This window comes from Thiocapsa sp., assembly GCF_018399035.1.
In the GTDB taxonomy this organism is placed as follows: domain Bacteria; phylum Pseudomonadota; class Gammaproteobacteria; order Chromatiales; family Chromatiaceae; genus Thiocapsa.
The window spans coordinates 791,500-813,822 of sequence record NZ_CP073760.1; the positions used below are offsets into that span (position 1 = coordinate 791,500).

Here is a 22,323-nt window from a genome sequence, read left to right on the forward strand (position 1 = left end):
ACAGTGCGTTTCGATCATCGCCCAATGACCGCATCGACCAAAGCGCGTTCGTCCGTCGGCCCCGCCGCCGCAGAGGTCTGGTCCTTGGCTTGGAAGGATCTGCGCCACGATCGGCACACCACATTGGTGTTCGTGCTGACCGTCGCCGCGATCCTGGCCCCGTTGCTCCTGCTGCTCGGGCTCAAGAACGGTGTCGTCGAGACCCTGCGCGAGACCCTGCTGCGCGACCCGCGCAACCTGGAGGTGGTCATCTACGGCAGCGCCCGGCTGGATCGCGACTGGCTCGCCGAGATCGCGGCGCGGTCCGACGTCGCCTTCGTCATCCCCAAGACCCGGACCATCAATGCCAGTGTCGATCTGCTGGATCCGGCGCGGCGCCTGCTGCCGGCGGTCGAGGTGATCCCGACGGCGCTCGGCGATCCGCTTTTGCCGCCGGACACCGCACTGCCGAGCCATCCCGACGAGGTCCTGGTGACCGCCACCCTGGCGCGTCGGCTGGGCCTGATGTCCGCCGAGCCAGAGTCCGGGGCGCAGGCGTCCGATGCGGAGGAGGGCGTTCCGACCCGCTCCGCCCCGGCTGCCGTGGTTGCTGTCGTCAAGCGCACCCGCGACGGCGTCTCCGAGCACCTGCGGTTGCCGCTCTCGATCATCGGCATCGTGCCCGAGGCGCGCTTCGCGCGCGACGCGCTCTTCACCAGCCTGGACCTCTTGGTCGCCGCCGAGGACTACCGCGACGGCACGCTGGATCTGCCGCTCGACGGCGTCGTCCCGAACGGTTATGCGGAGCGCCAGACACGCTTCGCCAACGCCCGGCTCTATGCGACCGGACTGGATCAGGTCGGCCCGCTGGCCGCCGCAGTCGGCGCCGCGGGGATCGAGGTCCGCACCCAAGCCGAACGGATCGCCTCCGTGCAGGCCGTGGATCGGACCCTGTCGTTCCTGTTTCGGGTCATCGCGCTGATCGGCGGGGCGGGTTGTGCGCTCGCCTTGGGCGGCGCACTCTGGGTGGGCGTGGAGCGCAAGCGCCGTCAGTTGGCGCTGCTGCGACTGTTCGGGTTCGGACCCGGCGCGGTCGCGGCGCTGCCGGTGATCCAAGGGTCGCTCATCGCCGGGCTTGGGCTGCTCTTTGCCGGTGTCGGCTATCTGGCGGGCGCGCATGCGTTCGACGCCGTCATCGGCGAGAATCTGGCCGGCGGGGGTTACTTGACCCGACTGGGCATCCAAGACCTGGGTGTGGCGTCCGGGTTGGTCATGCTGGTGGCCTTGGTCGCGTCGACGGCCGGGGCGATACGAGCCGGGCGCGTGAGTCCGGCGGAGGGTTTGCGTGAAGCGATCCGTTGATTCAAAAGGTGCAGGGCGCCTGATCCGTCTGTTGGCGATCGGGATGATGTCGTTTGCCTCGCACGGCGTGGCCGAGGTTGCGGTGACCTGGCCCGAGGCACTCTACAACCCCAAGCCTGCCCCGGAGGACGTCGTCGTCCCGCTGCCGTGCGGCGGTGCCATGGCCTTCCGGCCGGTCGGCACGGCGGGCACCGACCCGCTCGCCGATACCGAGGTGGAGCTCGGCAGCGAGAACGAGAGTCAGGGCTATGCCGAGCATCGCTATCTCGACCATCTCGCCGGCAGCTTCGAGGCGTCCGAGGGCGAGCGGCGCCGACTCCTGATCGGCAAGTACGAGGTGACCGCGCTGCAGTACGACGCGGTCCTCGCCGCTGCTTCAGACGCGGCCTGTCCGGAGCCGGGCAAGGGCGCGACGGCACGACTCCCCAAGGGCGGTGTGGGCTGGCACGAGGCGCTCGACTTTGCACACCGCTACTCGCTCTGGCTGCGCGCCCGGGCCGAGGCGATTGCGGACTGCGACGCGACCGCGACGCCCTGTCTGCCGCGCGCCGACGGCGTGCCGGCCTTCGTGCGTCTGCCCACCGAGGCGGAGTGGGAATATGCGGCGCGCGGGGGCGATCGGGTCAGCCCCGCAGTGTTCCGCGAGATGCTCTACCCGATGCCGGACGGACCCGAACGCCATGCCTGGTTCAACCAGAACGCGCAGGGTCAGGTGCGCCCGATCGGCGTGCTCGAGCCGAACCCGCTCGGCCTTCACGATGTGATGGGCAATCTCGAGGAGTATGTCCTCGACCCCTTTCGTCTGCACCGGGTGGAGCGTCGCCACGGTCAGCCCGGCGCGGCGGTGGTGCGCGGCGGTAGTCTCCATTCCAGCGCCCAGGATCTGCGCAGCTCGCTGCGGCGCGAGGTCCCCTTTTACGACGATCGCGGTGCCGTGGGGACGGCCGACACGGGTTTTCGTGTCCTGCTCGCGGCACCCGTCTTGACCTCCAATCAACGGATCGATGCCGTGCGCGCCGCCTGGGAGCGGCTCGGCAGCGATGTCGCCCGGCCGCAAGACACGCCGCCGCCGCGTCCGGCGCTGTCCGATCGTCCCTTCGAGGACCCGGTGCTCGAGCTGACCGCACTTGCCCGGGCGAGCGGCGAGCCCGAGATGAAGCAGCGCCTGGAGCGGTTGCGCAGTGTCGTCGCCGGGACGAATCAGCGGCTCTACGAGCAGCGTGCGCGCAGTGCCCGCGAGGCCCTGCGCTTCGGTGGACTGCTGTGCGAGAAGCTCTCGGTCGAGGGCTACAACATCGACCTGCTCCGCCAGCGCTACGACCTCTGCAAAGACAACGAAGACGCCGAGCATCCGCGCTGCCGCCGGCTGGCCGAGGATTTGGCGCGCGACGATGCGGTGCTGGAGGCCAACATCGGCGTCTATGCAGATTCCATCGTGCGCACCGCGCAGACCTATCCGGACGACCTGCCCGTTCTGGATACGGAGCTGGGCGGACTGCGCTCCGAGCTGACCGCGCGCGGCTACGGGGATCTGGGGATCTATCCGGAGCGCTTCCATCGGCAGGTCTTGGACTATGCGCGAACGGGCGCCGTGGAACGGGGCGACTGGTTCAAGGGGTGTCGCGAGTTGCGTTGAGCCGACATTTTTCGGCGCTCGATCGGAGTCTGATCGGCTAAACTCAGACGACGGACGTGCAGGGTTTGCACACCCGCGGAACCATTCACAAGGAGCATTCAGATGTCGATCGCGCGTCGAACGGGCAAGAGCATTATCGTTTTCGGTCTGTCCTTGACCCTCCTTCAGGCCGGCTGCGTCACCACCCCGACAAGCAATAGCGATTACGGCGCGACGGCCCCGTTGACGTCCGCCGAGCAGCGCATGCGTGAGCAATCCTCCGGGCTCGATGCCAAGACCTCGCTCCAAGGCTGTGCCGCCGGCGCGGTCGCGGGCGCCTTGCTCGGGATGTTGTCGGACGGCAAACGCAGCAACAACATGATGATCGGCGCTGCCGCGGGCTGTGCGGTCGGGCTGGCGGCCAATGCCTATGTGCAATCCAAGCGTCAGCAGTATCAGAACGACGAGCAGCGCATCGCGGCCATGACCGCGGACGTCCGGGCGGAGAACGCGCGCATCTCGAGTCTGATCGCGACCAGCGAGGAGGTGATCGCCGCCGACCGCAAACGTCTCGCGCAGGTCAATGCGGCCTATCGCAGCAAGGCCATCTCGAGCGAGCAGGCAAGGCGCGATCTTGCCGGGGTCAAGGCGAATCGCGATCAGATGCGGAGCACGGTCAATTCGCTCAAGACCAAGCAACAGGACTGGGTGGACATCTCCAACCTCGAGCGACAGTCGGGGACCAATACCGCGCAGTTGGACCAGGAGATCGGCTCGCTGAAGAAGCGCATTTCGGGTCTGGAGCAGGAGGTCGCGCTCATGGACAGACAGATCAACGCATCCCCTGTGGCGGGTTAAGTGATGATGAATATCGAGACCATTCGACTCACCGGCGTGTCGCTGGCGCGCCCCATCCGCGTCGCCTGTGCGCTCGCCTTGGCCGCGAGCATCGCCGGCTGTGCCACGACGCCGGGCGCGTGCGACCCGACCTCGCGTGATTTCTTCAAGAACACCGGGTGTCTGGCCTCGGGCTCCTACGGCGAACGTCAGCGCGCCATGCAGAGGACACTTGACCAAGAGCAGCGTCTGAACGCCTCGTTCCGCTCGGTGCTCTCCGAGCTTCAGGCCGAGCAGTCCAAGGTGAAGGGCGATCTGAGCAGCCGGCAAGCCGACTATGCCCGGCTCGATGCCGCTTGGGGCGATCTGAAGCGGAGTCTCGCCGCCGAGACCAAGGCCAATCGCGAGCTCGCCGCGCGGGTGTCCGCGATCGACAGCAGCGTTCAGTCCCGCAAGGCCGCCGACGCCGGCACCGATGTTGTCGCCAAACAGGCGGCCCGCGACGATCTCAAGCTCAAGGTTTCCATGCTCGAGAAGGAGTTGGCGGCCGGGGTTTACGAAAGGTAAACACCTTGCTGAAGGCGTAGGATGGGTAGAGCGCAGCGAAACCCATCCTCCAAACCGCCGCATTGCCGGGTTTCGGTCCCTTGCCATTGGTGCGGGCTGGATGGGTTTCGCTGATGCCGGATGAGAGCAAGGCGCGGATGAACTGATAGCTCGCCACGAGCACGCCGATGCCGATAATCAGCGCACCCATGGCCTCCACACCCAGCTTGAGCCACAAGACCGCCGTCAGCACCCACTCCTCGACGCCGAGCGCACCCGGCTCGGGAAGCCAGATGCCTGGGGCGACCGCCTCCGAGAGACTGTTGACGCCCTCGCTCATAGCTCGACTGACGCCTCATTACGAGGTCGGTTTGAGGTAGGGGCGACTTCAGTCGCCCGCACCGCCACTAGGTCGTATGGGCGACTGAAGTCGCCCCTACAGTCGCATCCACAGCTTGTGGGCATGCGCATTCGGGATGCCGAGTCCAGGAGATCGCCCTAACTCGTCGCTCATAGCTCGACCGGGAACCCGTAGGGCGGCGTCTCGAGCCGCAACAGCGGCCCGCCTTCGCTGAGTCTGACCTCGCCGGATTCGGCCGCCTGGATCTCCACGACGGCGAGCAGTGCGTAGCGTCCGGTGTCGACCGGGCTGGCTGCGACGACAGTCCCGCTGCCTTGCTGCGAGCTGCTGTCGGGTGAGAAGAGCGTGTCGCCGGGTTGCGGCGGCGTCTCGCTCTCGACCTCGCCGATGTACATGCGGCGTTTGAGCTTGCCGAGATACTGCATCCGGGCCACGATCTCTTGGCCGGTGTAACACCCCTTGTGGAAGCTGACGCCGTCGATGAGCTGCATGTTGGCCATCTGGGGGACGAAGGTGTCTGCTGTTGCGTTGTAGACGCTCGGGATGCCGGCGCGGATGTCGAGGAGCGTCCAGGCGTCGGTGTTTTCCGGAGTGGCTTGCGCTCGCAGTGCGTTCCAATGCGCGCGAAGCGGCTCGGGCGGGCCGATGATCTCGATGCGCGGCGTCGCGCCCGGCAGGCGAACCACGGCGATCTCGTCGGCGACGGCGAGGCCGTTCTCGGACTCGGGCACCGGGAGGCCGCAGGCGCTCACGGCGGCCGGAGCACAGTCGCCGGCGATCGCGATGCGAGCCAGGTCGTCGCTTGCATCCTCGATGCTCACCCGACTGCGCAGCACGAACATGCGCAGCCGTTTGATGAGATCCGGGACGCGCTCCGCCGGCAGTTGGAGATAAAAGGTGTCGCCGACCCGCATCACCAGGAAGTTGGCCAACATGCGTCCCTTCTGGCTGCAGTGACTGCTCCACTGCACATGGCTCTCCGAGAGCTCGCGCAGATCGTTGCTGAGCTGGCCTTGGAGGAAGCCGGAGGCGTCCTCGCCGCGTACGGCGAGGAGTCCGAGATGCGAGAGATCGTAGAGACGACAGCCCTCGGCGGCGTCCGGGCCGGGGTCGGGGAACCGGGGGATGCCGTCCTCGTCGATCCGAGCGGAGCTTGCGGTGAGGTGGTCTCGCCAAACTGGATGCATGCTGAATGACCTCGGGCTGAATGCGTAAGGCCGCACGATGCTGCGTCGAGAGGCGGCCGGTTCCGGTATCATAACCAACAGGTGTCGCGAAAACCGCGCTCGAGAGGGATCGATCGCGTAATGGTGCAGGGGAGATCACATCAGCTTGTCGACATATCAATGCAGTCCGCCGGTCAATAGCCTGGTGCTTTACAAGGTTCGCCCAGCACGCGTGGTCAGCGTGGGGGAGAAGATCGAGATCGAGCTCGACGGCGGTCACAAACGCGTTCGACCGAAGGATGTCGCGCTTCTGCATCCGGGACCACTGCATCGTCTTGCCGATCTCGCGCCGCAAGAGGGCGAGCTGCACGCGGCTTGGGAGTTGCTGGAGGGATCGGAGACCAACCTCAAGGATCTCGCCGAGCTGGCGTTCGATGCCTTCACGCCGGCGACGGCGTGGGCGGCTTGGCAGTTGGTCTCCGAGGGGCTGACCTTCAGCGGGACCCCCGAGCAGATCCAAGCGCGGCCCCGCGAGGCCGTCGAGCGGGATCGTGCGGAGCGCGAGGCGAAGGCGGCGGAGGAGCGCGATTGGCACGCATTCCTCGAGCGCATGGCCGCGGCGGCGCCGGTCCCCGAGGATCGGGGTCGACTCGGCGAGATCGAGCGCCTGGCCCACGGGCAGTCCGAGCACAGCCGGATCCTCGCCGCGCTCGGCCATCAGCAGACCCCCGAAAATGCCCACCGCGCGCTGGTGCAGGTCGGGCACTGGCACGCCAGCCACAACCCCTATCCCGCGCGTTGCGGGGTGCCGACCCGGGATCCCGACCTGCCTGTCCCGGCACCGGTCGAGGAGGATCGGCTCGATCTGACGCACCTTGCGGCCTACGCCATCGACGATGAAGGCAATCAGGATCCGGACGACGCCATCAGTGTCGACGGCGATCGGCTCTGGGTCCACGTGGCGGACGTCGCCGCGCTGATCGATGCCGAGTCCGAGATCGAGCGCGAGGCGAGGGCGCGCGGGGCGAACCTGTATCTTCCCGAGGGCGTGGTCAACATGCTGCCGGCGACGGTGACGGATGCGCTCGGGCTCGGGCTGCAGTCGATCTCCCCGGCACTCTCTTTCGGCATGCTCTGCAACGCTGCGGGCGAGATCGAGGACATTCAGGTCCACCGCACCTGGGTGCGGGTCGAGCGCCTGAGCTACGACCGGGTCGAGGAGCGCCTCGACGAAGGCCCCTTCGCGGCGATTCGGTGCTTGGTCGAGCCCTTTCGCGCCCGCCGTCATGCCGACGGTGCGACCGGCTTGGATCTGCCCGAGGTGAGCATCCGGGTCGAGGACGGGAAGGTGCGGATCCGTCCGCTCCTGCGGCTCGGCAGCCGCGCCATGGTGACGGATGCCATGTTGATGGCCGGGGTGGCCGCGGGACGCTTTTGTCTGGAGCGCGGGATCCCGATCCCTTACGCGACTCAGGCACTACCCGAAGGACTGGATACCGCTACCGATCTCGCGTCCATGTATGCGCGGCGGCGTCGCTTCAAGCCGACCCGCCTGACGGGTACGCCGGAGCTGCACGCCGGGCTCGGACTCCCGATCTATACCCGGGCGACGAGCCCGCTTCGCCGTTACTCCGATCTTTTGGTGCATCAGCAGATCAGGGCCGAGCTGACCGGGAGATCCGGTCTGTCGGAAGAGGAGGTCACCGCGCGCGTCGCGCAGGCGGAGCTTGCCGCGGCATCGGTTCGACGCGGGGAGCGGCTTTCCAACCAGCACTGGAAACATGTCTTCCTGCGCGAGAATCAGGAGTGGCGGGGCGACGGCGTCGTCGTAGACAGCGACGAGCGAAAGGTGACTGTCGTGATCCCGGATCTGGCACTGGAGGCGCGGGTTCGCTCGCGCGATGCGGCCGGGCTGAACGAACGACTGCGACTGACGGTGACCGAGGTCGATGTTCCGGCGCTCACGTCCGGGTTTCGGATTCTCGGTTGATCGGGCTTAAACCGCGCCCAGTGCGGTATGCGTAGTTTGCTGGATTGGCTTGGCCGCGCCGGCTCCGACGACCGCCGGAGCCGGCGCGGTTTAAGATGCTGAAAAAATTAAATTTTAAACCGCGTCTCGCCGAGGTCGAGGACATCCCCGAAGCCAAACGCAACATGATAATGACGCATGTCGCTCTGGACGCGGTTTAGCTCACGTGCGCTCGTCGGTCTGTTCGAAGACGCCGATTCCGCGAGCGACGACCGGCCGCTCGCGGAATCGACGCGGATCGGTCCCGTTCAGGCGCCCCAGCGTCGGACGGCACCCGTGTCGAGGTGGACGAAGTCGGAACGCCGATAGTAGCCGACACCGCCGCGCCCGAGGGCGACCGCCGCGTCTCGGATATGGCGTGTCGGAAGGTCGGGGAAGCGAACATCGATTGCCTGTCCGGTAAGGTGCAGGCTATTTTTGGCGACACCGCCGGAGGTTTCCCGGAGCATCTTATTGGTGCGTGGTGACCGGTATCCGCTGATGACGTCGAAGCGGGCGTCAAGGTCGCCGAGTCGGGTCTTGATGTCGTACAGGATGTCGAGCAGTTGCGGGTCCATCGAGATTTCGTCACCGGTCCGAAAGTCTCGGAAGAAGTGATTGACCTCCTGCAGCGCCGTGCGTTGATAGCGGTCTCCGACCCGATAGGTCACCGCAAGATGTTCGTCGGTGTGGAGATGTTTGAAGGCCAGGACGCGCGGACGATCGGCCGGTTTTTTCGCGAATGCAGGTGCGGCTATAACGGACAAGGCCGCGCCTAGAAAGTAACGTCGATTCATGTTCCCCCCGGTACATTGGACGTTTGGCCTGTAGGCACCGGCACAGTATAGGAAGAGGTCGCCGAAAAGCAATCGAAAATTTCTCATGGTGTCGATTCGGTATCGAACTTAAACCGCGCCCGGTGCGGTATGCGATGTTTTTGGATGGGATCGGCCCCGGCAGATGTGACGAGCGTTGGAGTCGGCGCGGTTTAAGATATTAAAAAATATTAAATTTTAAACCGCGTCTCACCGGGATCGAGGACATCTCCAAAGCCAAATACAAAATGACGCATGTCGCTCTGGACGCGGTTTAGATCATAAAAAAATAAATCATTTCAACAGCATGTTGTCATTGATTTTTTGTGTAATCTGTTAAACCGCATCCAGAGCGAGATGCTCACTTTCGAGTGAGCTCGAAGTTTGGTGAATCCACGACCCTTAGCGGGGGACGCGGTTTAAAATTTTGGCCTCGATCATCCCTTCGCCCACAGCGGCCACCGAATGCGTCGTCAGGCCATCCTGGCCTGACGGAATCAGGGCTGGAAGCCCTGACGACGCAAGGATCGCCAGCAGCTGGACCAAACGATGATCAAGGCCAAAATTTTATATTTTTTAATACTTTAAACCGCGCCGGCTCCAGCGGCTCTGAAATCCGCCGGGGCCGATCCCATCCAAAAACATCGCATACCGCACCGGGCGCGGTTTAACAGATGACGTCATGACTCATGAGAGGTGTTTTTCAAACGGATCGGGCGTGATGTGGACGCTATTTCGATCGCATTTAGAGAACTGATTCGACGATTTTTCTGTACATTTTACATTCGCGCGCGCTCGGCCATAATGCATCCATGCGGGTCCCGTCAAACAATGCGGGGGCGGATCGAGTGCGAATCGGCAGACAACGGGTTCGCCGCCGACGCGAAAGGGCTGACGTCTCCGGCCGTCTTGCTCTAGCATGTAGCGCCGGGATGCACCGGGTTCGGCACCGTTCGAGGGGGATGAGATGCGAGGGCTCCTGGCGATTCTTGTGGTCTTGGCGGCGTGCGGCGTCGCGGGCGCGGCTCAGGCCGATATCTACAAATATGTCGATGCGGCAGGCAAGGTCTACTTTACGGACGCGCCGCTGAAAGGCAGCAAGTATCGGCTCGAGTGGAAGCGCGAGACGAAGAAGCTGGTCCGCGAGAGCGAAACACGCTCGGCCGACCTCAAGCAACCCAAGATGCTCACCGGGGAGCGTGCCAAGGCGGCTGCGCCCATCACGGGCTCGTTGGCGACGCGCCGTGCCGCCTACGAAACGCTGATCGCCGCCAATGCCCGCCGTTACGGACTATCCCCCGCGCTGATCCATGCCGTCGTGCGGGCCGAGTCGGCCTACAATCCGAAAGCCGTGTCGCGTGCCGGTGCGCAAGGGCTGATGCAGTTGATGCCCGGGACTGCGGCCCGTTACGGGGTCACCGACAGCTTCAATCCGGTCGAGAATATCCGCGGCGGGACGGCCTATCTACGGGATCTGATGGACATGTTCGACTGGGACCTCGAGCTTGCTCTCGCCGGCTACAACGCGGGCGAGGGGGCCGTGATCAAGCACGGACGCAAGATTCCGCCCTATGCGGAGACACAGGCTTACGTGCGCAAGGTCCGCCAGTTTCTCTGGGCCGAGAAGGACGCCGGCAGCGGCGTGGCGATGTCGGTGCGCTGACGTGCGTGCGGGATTCATCGTCGGGCCGCTCGAGATCCACCGGGCCTGCGGGCTCTTGGAGCGGTGCAGCGATTCCGAGATTGTCCGAGAGCATTGTCGTTGTCGTTGTCGTCATCGACCATCGATGACGACAACGACAACGGACGGTCTCGACACATTTGCCGTGCTGTACTAGTCCTCTCCGATGACGCGATCGTCGCGCGGGGTCGAGAGCAGCTTCTCCGCCTCGCCTTGTTGACGTGCGAAGACGAGCCGGTACTGGATGTCGCTCCCCGTGCCTTCCTCCTCGCGGCGGCGTCGCACGAGTGCGCGGGCGTCCTGATAGCGTTCGATGGTGTCCACGTATTCCAGTTGCAGTGGCGGTGAGATCTTGTAGACGAAGTAGGGCATGGTCGGTGTGTCCTTCGCGGTGTCTGTTGTGCGGGTTCCGATCGGTTGCTCGTGGCGGAAGATGGGCCCGCCCTTGCGGGGCGCAAGTCTAGCGCACTCGTCGCCCGGCAGCGCCGACATGCGAGCCCCCGATGCCGATTGAACGGATGCCAAGTGAATTTGTTCGTTGCATAAAGATCCTCTGGGCAAGGTGTTTCGTGGTCCGTGGTATGGTTTTAAGGATGGGCCGATCGGGTCCGTCGGTTCCGGCGAGTGCGCCGTGAGCGGGTCTGAGTTGCCGCGCCACGACGGCCGGCTGAATCCCTGTCAGGTCCGATGCGGTGGGTGCCGCCCGCGGACGAACCCCGATGACAACGCCCGACAAGAATGCAGTTCCCTGAGTCGTTTCATCGTCTTCCCGGGTCGAGTATCGACGGGCGCGCGATGAACCCCACCACGAGAGACAGAAGATGATCAAACCCGTCGGTTCCGAGGCTTTGAAGCCCTTGTTCGTCTACGACCCGGATTCCCACCATGCCCTGATGCGCGAGGCCGAGAGCCTGCCGTCGGTCATCGTCAGCTCTCAGGCGGCCGCCAATGCCGTGATGTTGGGTGGCGGATATTTCAGTCCTTTGCCCGGATTTATGAATGTCGCGGACGCCATCGCCGTGGCGGAGGGGATGCGGACCACCGACGGGCTCTTCTTCCCGGTTCCGGTACTCTGTTTGCTCGAGAACGCCAACGGGATCGTCGAGGCCAAGCGGATCGCCTTGCGCGACCCCAATGTCGACGGCAATCCGGTACTCGCCGTGATGGATGTCGAGGCGATCGAGCAGTTGAGCGACGCGCAGATGGCGCTCATGACCGAGAAGGTCTACCGTACCTCGGACCCGGAGCACCCGGGCGTCCAGACCTTCAACAGCCAGGGTCGATTCGCGGTCTCGGGTCCCATCCAGGTCCTGCATTTCTCTTACTTCCAGGACGATTTCCCGGATACCTTCCGCACCGCGGTCGAGATCCGCAACGAGATCGCCGAGCGCGGTTGGAAACGCGTCGTCGCCTTCCAGACCCGCAACCCCATGCACCTCGCCCACGAGGAGCTGTGTCACATGGCCATGAAGCGGCTCGAGTGCGACGGCCTAGTGATCCATATGCTGCTCGGCAAGCTCAAGCCGGGCGACATCCCGGCCCCGGTGCGGGATGCGGCGATCCGCAAGATGGTCGAGCTCTATTTCGCACCCAACAGCGCCATGGTGACGGGCTACGGCTTCGACATGCTCTACGCCGGGCCGCGCGAGGCGGTGCTGCATGCCTATTTCAGGCAGAACATGGGTGCGACCCATTTCATTATCGGTCGCGATCATGCCGGTGTCGGCGATTATTACGGCGCCTTCGATGCCCAGACGATCTTCGATGAAGAGGTTCCCGCAGACGCCCTGCAGATCGAAATCTTTAAGGCAGACCATACCGCTTACTCGAAAAAGCTCAACCGAGTTGTCATGATGTCCGAGGCCCCGGATCACAGCAAGGAGGACTTCGTCCTGCTCTCAGGCACCAAGGTCCGCGAGATGCTCGGCAACGGGATCGCCCCGCCGCCCGAGTTCTCGCGACCCGAGGTCGCGCAGATCTTGATGGATTACTATCGCTCGCTCGGCTGAGCCAGGTTCTCGGTGATCCGCGTTGTCCGCAGGGTGCTCGTGTACTTGCGCGGACAACGCACGTCGGCGCCGACAGGGTTCAGGCAGCCGAATCTTCAATGATGTCGAGACGGTGTCGACGCAGTGGTTGATTCCTGCGAGACCGCCTGCGAGACCGAGAGAACAATGTCCACCTCCAACCTTCCGCACGAGACAGGACTCCGCGATGCGATGTCGGGGCGCGAGTCCGTACTGACACTTGTCCTGCTGACCCTCGCGACACTCGGGATCGGGCTGCTCTTCGCGCTCGATCCGCGCTGGGGCTACGACGAGGCTTGGCATCTTTACCTGAGCACGGTCTCGCCTTGGACCAAGGCACTTGAGGAGGGCATGGTCGACGCCCATCCGCCGCTGCATCATCTCCTGCTCATGCCGATGTCCCTGCTCGGCCCGGATCCCTTCTGGTTCCGTCTGCCGTCGGTCTTGGCCGCCGTCGCAACCGTTCCGCTGTGGTATCTGCTGCTGCGGCGTCTGCGTGTGGTCCCGGAAATGGCCTTGCTCGGGGTGGTGCTGCTGGTCACGAGCTTCGCCTTCCTCGAGCTTGCGGTCTCGGTGCGCTCCTACAGTTTCGGACTGCTGTTCTTGGTCATCGGACTGCTCGCGGCGACGACGCTCGTTCCGCGGACCGTCTCGGGCGCGACCGGTCTCGGGACTGCGCCCAAACCGCAGCCACTGATGGCTGCGTTTGGGCTCACCATCGCCTTCGCCTTCATCTACTCGGCACTCTTCGTCATCGTCGGCTTGATCCTGGCCTTGGCGGTGGTGTGGGCGGTTCGGGCCGGACGCCGCTTTATGCGTCCGTTCACGTGGGTGCGGACGTGGCGATTGTTGGATTGGACCGCTTTTGTTGTCCTGGTGATCGGCGTCCTCTCGGTGCTGCTGTGGTTTGCACTCGGGTATGGACGCGGACGGGGGGCCGTTGTCCCCATGCATCTGGAGTCCTTCACGCTCTGGGAAGGCGATTCGATCCTCCATTTCGCCTGGTGCGGCCTGGTCGGCAACGCCGGCTGGCTGACTCCGCAGTTCTCGGCGACGGATCCGGGGCAAATACTCGCCGTGGCGCTCTTCTGGACGGCTGCCGTCCTCGTGTTGGCGGTCGGACTGTGGCGGCGGCAAAGCGCGCGGGTGTTGATGGTTCTGGCGGCGATGATTGCCACCGCGCTGGTCTTTGCGGCCGGGGTCGCCGGCGCCTACCCGTTCGGCGGACTGATGCGGCATCAAGCGATGCTGTTGCCGCTGTATCTCGTGATCATCGTCTTGGCGCTCGATGCCGTCTGGTCGCGTCTGCATTCCCGACGCGTGCAGCAGGCGTTCAGCCTTGCGGTGGTCGGGTTTGCCTTGGTCGGGCTCTTTCGTGCCCAGGCGACCGATCCTGTCGGCGAGGCCCACACCGACGGCATGCGTCCCGAGATCGCGGCCGCGTTCGCGTGCGATTCGGGGCAGCAGGCGGTCTACATCGAGGGGCAGGTGTTCTATCCACTCTATGCCGCCGCCTATCCCAAGGGGATCGCGTTCCGCACAACCCTGAGCGAGCAAGACGGCGTGCTCGTCGAGGTTCCGTATGAAACGGGCTGGTTCAACGGCTTGATCCATCCGCGGGATTGGGACGTCTACGCGATGACGGACGATTGCGGATCCGAGCGCATGCTCATCCGAGACCGGCGGCGTTGGACCTTGCCCGAGGGCCCCGACACCAGGTTCGAGTCGCAACTGGAGGCGTTGCAGGCGACGCTCGGGGTCGCATCGCTTCAGGTGATCCGACTTTCCCCGGAAGAGGATGACGCCGCGTCCGAAACCGGTGCGGGTTCGGCGGATGAGACGTCCGGGGCACGCTGCCCGGTTCGTCGATAGCGGACTTCGGGGTTCATTGGGGCGCGTGATTCGCGTTGTTCAGGGTATTTCCGCGGCCTCGCTCAGCGAGGCCGCCTCTCGGCGAACTTGGCGATAGGAATAGTGCCGCGAGACGAAGTAGAGGGCGCCGGTCAAGGTCACCGGCACCCAGTGGCCGACGAGGAAGAGGATGCTGGCGGCGAGGGCGACCTCTTGACCGATGCCGAACGGTGTCAAGGCGAAGACGAAGGCGGCCTGCACCGGACCCACGAATCCGGGCACGCTCGGCAGCGACACGGCTGCCGCGGTTACACCGACCACCAGCATCGCCACGCCGGGCGATACGGACACGCCATAGCCCGCGAGGCTCAGCCAGACCAGGGCCGCCGCGACAAACCAGCGCACGAGCGACTGCGCCAGCAGCGCCGCGGCGGTTGACGGCTTGGCGAGCGCCGCCAATCCGCGCGTCAGCTCGGTGAGATAGGTCTGTCCCCGCTCGGCGAGGGGTGCGGGTAGGAACGGACTTAACCGTCTCCAAAGACCCATCGAAGCCTGCGGGAATCGCCCGAGCAGCACCAGCACCGTCATCAGCGCGAGGATCCCGGCGAGCGCGACGGCGAGACCATAGCTCCAGCCGGGCGGCAGCTCGCCGACCAGGATCGCACCGGTCACGAAGACGAGCAGGATGCCCACCAGATCGAGCGCCCGCTCGACCACCAGCGTCATCAGGACACCGCTGCGCGAGCATCCCGATTCCTTCGCAAAGATGACGGTGCGGATCAGCTCGCCGATGCGCAGCGGAAGCACGTTGTTCCCGGCGAAGCCGATCATCATCGAGGGCGCGACCTGCCGCACCGAGAAGTGACCGAATGGCTTGAGGATCAGCGTCCAACGCAGTGCGTTGTCGAAGAAAAAGAACGCCAGCAGGATCAGGAACGGCGGGATGACCCAGAGCTCGCCTTCGAGCAACGTCGCGCGCAGCGTGCCGAGGTCGACACCGCTCAGGGCATAGACGAGCAGCCCGATCGTAAAGAGGATCGGGAGCAGTAGTACGAGGAGCCGCTTCATGCGTCGGGCCGTCCTTCGGGCATTGCCTCGGGCATGGCTTCGGGCATGGCTTCGGGCATGGCTCCCGGATAGAGGCGACGCACGGTCGCCAGCGCCGATTCCAGATCCTCGTCGACCTCGATATGCCGGAACTCGGCGTTGCGACCGACCGAATGCAGATTCTCGTACCGACCCAGCACGGTCTCCGCGCGCGTCTTCACGGCCTCGAATCCGCGGTCGTAGACCGGATAGCCGAAGCCCTCGGGCAGGACCAGCACGTCGTCCACCGCGGCCCGGTCGACCAAGCGATAACGCTCCAGCGCGCTCAGGACATCCTCGACGGGGCGATCGGTCTCGGCGGTCACCTCGGCACAGAGCACCGTGTTGTCCACCTGCGCCTCCGGGTCGTGGAAGTTGCGGAACTCCGCCATCCGGTTGATCACGACATCGCCGTCGCCGAAATAGACCCACTGGTAGGGCATCACGCGCGGTTGTTTCACATGCAGATAGACCAGCTCGATGCCGCGATACCTGAGCTTGAAGTCCTCCCCGAGCATCCGCCCGAGCAGGGTGGCGGGTAGGGTGCTGAAGACACGGTCGCACTCGAAGCGGTGCGACTCGCCGTCCCGGCGGTATTGGATCGCGGTCACCCGATTCTCGGTGCGCTCGAGCCCCGTCACCTTGGATTCGAGCATCACCTCGCCGCGGATGAGCGCATGCATGGCGTCGGCAATCTGTCCGTAACCGCCGTCGGCCGGGTAGTGGAAGGTGCTGAAGAAGGTCTTGGAGCTGCGGCGGATGGTGTCGAGCAGTCCGGACGAGCGCAGTTTCTCGCGCCCCCAGGTCACCGAGATCTCGCTGGGCGGGACGCCGAACATCTTTTTCGTGTAAGGCTCGAAAAAGAAGTCGTAAAGCCCTCTCCCGTAGCGATTCAGGGCCAGCGCCTCGAAGGAGTCTTCGGGGAGCTTCGGACGTGCGAGAAACCCCAGGATCAAGCGGGCGGCGGTTTTAGGATCGAACTTCAGGATCAGCTCGATCGGGTTGATCGGGTCCGCGATCACCTTGTCCTTCATCAGGATCCGGCTGTTGCGGCGATGCTCGCGCAACGGCACCAGGGACTCGATCATCGCGACGAGCGTGCGATCCTGCGTATAGAGCCGATGAGGCGCGATATCGCAGGGCACGCCGTGCCAGTCGAAGGTGCGCGCCAGTCCGCCGATGCGATCGGTGGATTCGAAGAGCGTCACCCGCTTGCCCATTCGCGAGAGCAGCCAACCCAAACTCAGCCCGGAGATCCCGGCGCCGAGGATGGCGATCCGTTCCTCACAACGTCCTTCTTGTGTCATAACTTACCTGAGATTTTTCTTGTAGGAGGGATAGACGGCGTTGCGCGCCTTGGAAAAATTCGCGAACTCCATCGTGACGCTTGCCAGCTCGACGCCCGAGAAATCCGTGTTGGTGACGTCGGCGCGGCGCAGGATCGCACCCCCGAGCACGGCGTTGGTCAGGTCGACGTCGGTCAGGTTGGCGTTGCGGAAATTGGTCTCTTGGGCCGACACGCTGCGCAGCTTGGATCCACGTAGATCGGCGCCCTCGAAGTTGGCCAGGTTGATGACCGTGAAACCGCCGGGCAGGGCGCTGGTCAGATCGGCCTCGTGCATGCTGGCGCCCGCCAGGTTCGCGTCGTTGAGGTGACAATCACGCAGATCCGCACCGCAGAGATTGGCCTCGCGCAGATTGGCGCGGATAAAGAGCGCCTTGGGTGCGACCACGTGACAGAGATTGCTGCCTTGAAAGTCGGTGCCGCGCATGTCTGCATGACCGAGGTTGGCGCCTTGCAGATTGGCACGCCGAACATCGGCATGACGCAGGTCGGCGCGCTCGAGCGTGGCATGCGACAGGTCCGCGCCGTTGAGGGTGGCTGCACGCGAGGGTCGCTCCGCGCCCAGATGGGCCTGCGTGAGATCCGCGGAGCTGAGGTCGGCGTTGCTCAGATCGGTCGCGACCAGGACGCTATCGACCAGCCGTGCCCCGCTCAGCAGCGCGCCGACGAGGTCGCTCGACTCCAGGTTCGCGCCGGTCAGATCGGCGTTGCGCAGGTCGGCGCCGTTCAGTTGCATGTCACGCAGGTCCGCGCCCGCAAGGGTGTCCGCGTCGATCCGCTCGAGGATCTGTCCAGTCTCGCGATGCTTGATCTCGACCATCTTGTCCATCCTCCGCCGTTGTTGTGTTTTTTCGTGACCGAATCGTCCCGCACAGGGCGCGGTTTAAATCTAACAGAAGCCGCTGAATCAAGGGATGACATCGATCGACAGCTTCGGATCTGATGGATACCATCGGCGGGCCTTGCCCCGAATGCCGCGCAGCCGTCGGGGATGTGCCGCGTCCATCGCGATGTCCCACCCGGGGACGGGATGGCGTAGGCGCACACCACTCAGTAAAAACAATGGCCTTATGCCCGTAGAAGGCGGCGCTCCTCACCAGGGCAGCCATCGCGACGACACCACCATCAGGAGCGAGCATGAAGATCGAGACCCTTGCGATTCACGCCGGTTATGCGCCGGATCCGACCACCAAGGCGGTCGCCACCCCCATCTATCAGACCACCAGCTACGCCTTCGACGACACCCAGCATGCGGCCGATCTGTTCGACCTGAAGGTCGCCGGCAACATCTATACCCGCATGATGAATCCCACCAGCGACGTGCTGGAGCAGCGTGTCGCCGCAATGGAAGGCGGGGTCGCGGCCTTGGCATTGGCCTCGGGCATGGCCGCGGTGACCGATGCCATCTTCACCATCGCCCAGGCCGGGGACAACATCGTCGCGGTCTCGACCCTCTACGGCGGGAGCTACAACCTCTTCGCACACACCTTGCCCCGACTCGGCATCCAGGTGCGCTTCGCCGCGCCCAACGACATCGACGGCATGGCCGCGCAGATCGACGACAACACCAGGGCGGTCTTTTGCGAGTCCATCGGCAACCCCGCCGGCAACGTCGCGGACCTGCGTGCAATCTCGGACATGGCCCATGCCCACGGGGTGCCGGTCATCGTCGACAACACGGTGCCCACCCCCTATCTGTGCCGCCCATTCGAGCACGGCTGCGACATCGTCGTCCACGCCGCGACAAAATACATGGGTGGCCACGGGACCACGCTCGGCGGCGTCCTCGTCGACTCGGGCAAATTCCCCTGGGCCGAGCACGCGAGCCGTTTCCCGATACTCAACGAGCCGGACGTCTCCTATCACGGCGTGGTCTACACCGAGGTTTTCGGCGCGGCGGCCTACATCGCCCGTGCCCGCGTGGTGCCCCTGCGCAACATGGGTGCGGCCATCTCGCCCTTTAACAGCTTTCTGCTCCTCCAGGGCATCGAGACACTGCACGTGCGCATGGACCGGCACTGCGAGAACGCGATCGCGGTGGCCGAGTACCTCAAGGCCAAACCCCAAGTCGAGTGGGTCCGTTATGCGGGACTGCCCGACAGCCCGGATTATCCGCTGGTTCAGAAATACATGGACGGTGCCAAGGCCAGCTCCATCCTCTCCTTCGGCATCAAGGGCGGACGCGACGCCGGTGCGCGCTTTATCGATGCGCTCAAGCTCACCGTGCGTCTGGTCAACATCGGCGATGCCAAGACGCTGGCCTGCCATCCGGCGACCACCACGCATCGCCAGTTGTCCCCGGAAGAACTGGCGCGCGCCGGCGTCTCCGAGGACCTGATCCGTCTTTCCATCGGCATCGAGCACATCGACGACATCATCGCCGATCTCGAGCAGGCGCTGGCAGCGGCGGGGTAGGCCACGCCTCGAAAACAACCGGAACGTAGGATGGGTAGAGCGCAGCGAAACCCATCCTCCCCGCTCCGACGCCCCGGCCCCGGTACCGGTAAAGCGGCAGCGAAACCCATCCAGCCCGCGCCGTGGGCATCAGCCCGGAACCGGGCAACGTGGAGGTTTGGAGGATGGGTTTCGCTGCGCTCTACCCATCCTACGACGCTCAGGTCGGCCTGGCCCCTTTTGTCGCTTCGCCCTCGCGAACCGACCGATCTCGTCCCCATCTAACCGGCATGTAAGAGTCCGGCGTGTTGCCGGGTCTCTCGAAGGTGCGATCCGATGCCGAACGGCGCGGGCACATCCATCAACACCGGAGACGACATGCTGATCAAAAAACCCGCCGATATTCTACCCTCCGAGATCACGCCGCCGCAGATCTGGCAGCGCCGACGGGAGTTTCTGAAGGCGTCCGCATCCGGAATCGGTCTTGCTGCGCTTGGCCTGGCGGGCGCCGTGCCGACTCGGGTGCTTGCGCGGGAAGCGATCCCGAATATTCAGCCGAGCCCCTTCAGCACGGACGAGCCGACGACCAGCCTCGACGACATCACCAGCTACAACAATTTCACCGAGCTCGGCACTGACAAGACCGATCCGCAGACCAACGCGAGGTTTCTCAAGCCACGTCCCTGGACGGTTACCGTCGACGGCGAATGTGCCAAGCCCGGCGAGATCGGGATCGAGGACATCCTGTCGTCCTTCACGCAGGAGGAACGCATCTATCGGCTGCGTTGTGTCGAGGCTTGGGCCATGGTGGTGCCCTGGGTCGGGTTCCCGCTCGGCGATCTGCTCAAGCGCTTCGAGCCGACCTCCAAGGCCAAGTATGTCGCCTTCGAGACGCTGTATGATCCGGAGCAGATGCCGGGACAGAAGCGTCGTGTGCTCGACTGGCCCTATCGCGAAGGGCTGCGTATGGACGAGGCGATGCACCCGCTGACGATCCTCTCCACGGGTCTCTACGGCGAGCTGCTGCCGAATCAGAACGGCGCGCCCGTGCGTCTGGTTGTCCCCTGGAAGTACGGCTTCAAGAGCATCAAGTCGATCGTGCGGATCAGCTTCACCGAGAAGGAGCCGCCGGCGACCTGGAACCGCCTGCAGGCGAACGAGTACGGGTTCTATGCCAACGTGAATCCGGCCGTGAACCATCCGCGCTGGAGCCAGAGGACCCATCGCATGATCGGCGACGGCTGGCGGGCGAAGAAGCGCGAGACCCTGCCGTTCAACGGCTACGGCGATCAGGTGGCCGAGCTGTACGCCGGGATGGATCTGAAGCGGTTCTATTGAGATGACGCGAAGCGAGATGCTTGTCCGCTACGGCAAGCCGTTGGTGTTCCTGCTCTGTCTGGTGCCGTTCGGTGTCTTGATCGCGCGCGGGGCGAGCGGTGCGCTCGGGCCCAATCCGGTCGAGGCGATCACACATTTCACGGGTGATTGGACCCTGCGGCTTCTCTTGGCGACGCTCGCGATCACCCCGTTGCGGCGTCTGACCGGGCAGGTTTGGCTTGTCCGGTTTCGCCGCATGCTGGGCCTCTTCACCTTCTTCTATGCGGTCCTGCACGTCCTGACCTATCTTTGGCTGGATCGGTTCTTCGACTTGGGGACTATTGCCGAGGATGTGCTGAAACGCCCCTACATCACGGTCGGCTTCGCGGCCTTCGTGCTGATGGTGCCCCTGGCGATTACCTCCACGCAGGGCTGGATCCGGCGTCTCGGGCGACGTTGGAAGAGGCTGCATCGGGCCGTCTACGCCATCGGCGTGCTCGGCGTGCTGCACTATCTTTGGTTGGTGAAGGCGGATCTCCTGGAGCCCGCGGTCTACGGGATCATCCTTGCGGTCTTGCTCGGCATGCGCGTACCCTGGCGCGATCTCGTCACCCGGCTCCGTTCGGCGAGGCGCCGGTACCCCAGGATGGCGCCCGAACGTCGCTGACGCGCGAAAATGCGACATGGCCGTCGTCGAAAGATCCGGGAAGATCTACAATAATTAAAGATTACCACGCTCTTAAGGAGTCGGCCGTCATGTCGAGTGATGCCCGTGCGGTTCTGCCGACGATCCTCGTCGTCGACGACACGGTCGAGAATTTGGCCGTTCTGAGCGATTTTTTGAGTCCTGCCTATTGTGTCCGCGCGGTTCGCTCCGGCCGGCGAGCGCTGCAGGCGCTCGCCGAGCCGCGTCCCGATCTGATCCTGCTCGATGTCATGATGCCGGAGATGGATGGCTACGAGGTGATGAGCCGCTTGCATGCCGATCCGGCAACCGCGGACATTCCGGTGATCTTCGTCACGGCGTTGGACGCGGCGATGGACGAGGAGCGCGGTCTTGCGCTCGGCGCGGTGGATTACATCACCAAGCCGATCAAGCCGGCGATCGTTCTCGCGCGGATCAAGACACAGCTGGAGCTGAAGGCCGCTCGGGATCGTCTGCGCAACGAGAATCTGCTGCTCGAGGCCGAGGTGTCGCGTCGCATGCAGGAGAACCTCCTGATCCAGGACGCGAGCATTCGCGCCCTCGCGCATCTGGCGGAGATCCGGGACCCCGAGACCGGCAATCATCTGCGGCGCACCCAAGGCTATGTCGGGCTGCTCGCCGACGCCTTGCGCACGCACCCGCGTTTTGCGCCTTTCCTCACCGAGCAGACCATCGATCTTCTGGTCAAATCCGCACCTCTGCACGACATCGGCAAGGTCGGCGTGCCGGACTATATCCTGCTCAAGCCCGGCAAGCTCACGCCCGAGGAGTGGGAGATCATGAAGACGCATAGCCGTCTGGGACGCGAGGCGATCGAGCTGGCCGAGCGCGATGCCGAGTGCCCGCTCCCCTTCCTGGCGATCGCGAAGGATATCGCCCACTATCATCATGAGAAATGGGACGGCTCCGGGTATCCCGAGGGGCTGGAGGGCGACGTGATCCCGATCGCCGCCCGGTTGATGGCGCTGGCGGACGTCTTCGACGCACTCATGTGTCAGCGTGTCTACAAGCTTGCCTACCCGTTTGCGGAGACCGTGACCATCATCGAGCAAGGCCGCGGTACCCATTTCGATCCGGATGTGGTCGACGCCTTCATGATGCGGCGCGAGGCGTTCGAAGGCATTGCCATGCGCTTTTCCGACCGCGACTCGGAGCGCCTCGCCACGGTCGAGCAGCCGCGGGATTCACCCGCGTCCGTGCCCTCCGAACCACGCCTGGCCTAAACCA

General features: G+C 64.5%; 19 protein-coding genes. 12 read left to right on the top strand and 7 right to left on the bottom strand.

The annotated features are described in order from the left end of the window. The first annotated feature begins 24 nt into the window (after positions 1-24). From KFB96_RS03620 to KFB96_RS03635, 4 genes are all read left to right on the top strand, one after another. On the top strand, positions 25-1,341 hold the full coding sequence (locus KFB96_RS03620; protein ID WP_213459078.1) for an FtsX-like permease family protein: 1,317 nt from the start codon (positions 25-27) through the stop codon (positions 1,339-1,341). Beyond that, positions 1,325-2,977 (top strand): SUMF1/EgtB/PvdO family nonheme iron enzyme, encoded by a 1,653-nt coding sequence (locus KFB96_RS03625; protein ID WP_213459080.1) that lies wholly within the window; start codon positions 1,325-1,327, stop codon positions 2,975-2,977. The genes KFB96_RS03620 and KFB96_RS03625 overlap by 17 nt, the downstream gene beginning before the upstream one ends. Positions 2,978-3,079: 102 nt before the next feature. Next, complete coding sequence (locus tag KFB96_RS03630; protein WP_213459082.1) at positions 3,080-3,814, top strand: YMGG-like glycine zipper-containing protein; 735 nt, start codon at positions 3,080-3,082, stop codon at positions 3,812-3,814. A 6-nt stretch (positions 3,815-3,820) separates the two neighbouring features. Continuing rightward, the gene (locus KFB96_RS03635; protein ID WP_213459084.1) at positions 3,821-4,360 is read left to right on the top strand and encodes a hypothetical protein; all 540 of its coding nucleotides are present in this window, start codon (positions 3,821-3,823) and stop codon (positions 4,358-4,360) included. Here the strand turns inward: KFB96_RS03635 and KFB96_RS03640 are convergent. Both KFB96_RS03640 and KFB96_RS03645 read right to left on the bottom strand, forming a co-directional pair. Next, positions 4,308-4,679: a hypothetical protein gene (locus KFB96_RS03640; RefSeq protein WP_213459086.1), complete on the bottom strand. Its 372-nt coding sequence runs from the start codon at positions 4,677-4,679 to the stop codon at positions 4,308-4,310. The genes KFB96_RS03635 and KFB96_RS03640 overlap by 53 nt on opposite strands. Before the next feature lie 170 nt (positions 4,680-4,849). Then, entirely contained in the window at positions 4,850-5,887 is a 1,038-nt protein-coding gene (locus tag KFB96_RS03645; protein ID WP_213459088.1) for a folate-binding protein, read from the bottom strand. A 145-nt stretch (positions 5,888-6,032) separates the two neighbouring features. Between KFB96_RS03645 and KFB96_RS03650 the strand changes: the two genes are divergently transcribed. Further along, on the top strand, positions 6,033-7,856 hold the full coding sequence (locus tag KFB96_RS03650) for an RNB domain-containing ribonuclease (RefSeq protein WP_213459090.1): 1,824 nt from the start codon (positions 6,033-6,035) through the stop codon (positions 7,854-7,856). Between the two features lie 287 nt (positions 7,857-8,143). Here the strand turns inward: KFB96_RS03650 and KFB96_RS03655 are convergent, their stop codons facing one another. Continuing rightward, complete coding sequence (locus KFB96_RS03655; protein ID WP_213459092.1) at positions 8,144-8,671, bottom strand: DUF882 domain-containing protein; 528 nt, start codon at positions 8,669-8,671, stop codon at positions 8,144-8,146. Between the two features lie 985 nt (positions 8,672-9,656). Here KFB96_RS03655 and KFB96_RS03660 point away from each other — a divergent pair. Beyond that, complete coding sequence (locus tag KFB96_RS03660) at positions 9,657-10,352, top strand: lytic transglycosylase domain-containing protein (RefSeq protein ID WP_213459094.1); 696 nt, start codon at positions 9,657-9,659, stop codon at positions 10,350-10,352. 171 nt (positions 10,353-10,523) lie between these two features. Here KFB96_RS03660 and KFB96_RS03665 read toward each other — a convergent pair whose 3' ends face one another. Further along, positions 10,524-10,742 (bottom strand): hypothetical protein, encoded by a 219-nt coding sequence (locus KFB96_RS03665; protein WP_213459097.1) that lies wholly within the window; start codon positions 10,740-10,742, stop codon positions 10,524-10,526. Between the two features lie 449 nt (positions 10,743-11,191). Here KFB96_RS03665 and sat point away from each other — a divergent pair, with 449 nt between their 5' ends. Continuing rightward, a complete protein-coding gene (gene sat / locus KFB96_RS03670) occupies positions 11,192-12,379 on the top strand; it encodes a sulfate adenylyltransferase (RefSeq protein WP_213459099.1) in 1,188 nt (395 codons plus the stop codon). Positions 12,380-12,544: 165 nt separating this feature from the next. Further along, positions 12,545-14,269 (top strand): hypothetical protein, encoded by a 1,725-nt coding sequence (locus KFB96_RS03675; RefSeq protein ID WP_213459101.1) that lies wholly within the window; start codon positions 12,545-12,547, stop codon positions 14,267-14,269. A gap of 39 nt (positions 14,270-14,308) precedes the next feature. Here the strand turns inward: KFB96_RS03675 and KFB96_RS03680 are convergent, their stop codons facing one another. The 3 genes from KFB96_RS03680 to KFB96_RS03690 are packed head-to-tail and all read right to left on the bottom strand — an operon-like array spanning position 14,309 to position 17,499. Next, positions 14,309-15,316 carry a lysylphosphatidylglycerol synthase transmembrane domain-containing protein gene (locus tag KFB96_RS03680; protein ID WP_213459103.1) on the bottom strand — a complete coding sequence of 336 codons (1,008 nt, stop codon included), beginning with the start codon at positions 15,314-15,316 and terminating at the stop codon, positions 14,309-14,311. After that, the gene (locus KFB96_RS03685; protein ID WP_213459105.1) at positions 15,313-16,641 is read right to left on the bottom strand and encodes an FAD-dependent oxidoreductase; all 1,329 of its coding nucleotides are present in this window, start codon (positions 16,639-16,641) and stop codon (positions 15,313-15,315) included. Before KFB96_RS03685 ends, KFB96_RS03680 begins: the two co-directional genes overlap by 4 nt. A 3-nt stretch (positions 16,642-16,644) precedes the next feature. Next, positions 16,645-17,499, bottom strand: a complete 855-nt coding sequence (locus KFB96_RS03690) for a pentapeptide repeat-containing protein (protein WP_213459107.1) — start codon at positions 17,497-17,499, stop codon at positions 16,645-16,647. A gap of 317 nt (positions 17,500-17,816) precedes the next feature. On the opposite strand from KFB96_RS03690, the gene KFB96_RS03695 reads away from it, so the two are divergent. The 4 genes from KFB96_RS03695 (at position 17,817) to KFB96_RS03710 (ending at position 22,319) form a co-directional block, all read left to right on the top strand. Continuing rightward, positions 17,817-19,094 carry an aminotransferase class I/II-fold pyridoxal phosphate-dependent enzyme gene (locus KFB96_RS03695; RefSeq protein ID WP_213459109.1) on the top strand — a complete coding sequence of 426 codons (1,278 nt, stop codon included), beginning with the start codon at positions 17,817-17,819 and terminating at the stop codon, positions 19,092-19,094. 357 nt (positions 19,095-19,451) lie between these two features. Beyond that, positions 19,452-20,411 (top strand): protein-methionine-sulfoxide reductase catalytic subunit MsrP, encoded by a 960-nt coding sequence (gene msrP, locus KFB96_RS03700; RefSeq protein WP_213459111.1) that lies wholly within the window; start codon positions 19,452-19,454, stop codon positions 20,409-20,411. A gap of 1 nt (position 20,412) precedes the next feature. Then, a complete protein-coding gene (locus KFB96_RS03705; RefSeq protein WP_213459113.1) occupies positions 20,413-21,057 on the top strand; it encodes a sulfite oxidase heme-binding subunit YedZ in 645 nt (214 codons plus the stop codon). Positions 21,058-21,146: 89 nt separating this feature from the next. Beyond that, a complete protein-coding gene (locus tag KFB96_RS03710) occupies positions 21,147-22,319 on the top strand; it encodes a two-component system response regulator (protein ID WP_213459115.1) in 1,173 nt (390 codons plus the stop codon). Positions 22,320-22,323: the final 4 nt, after the last annotated feature.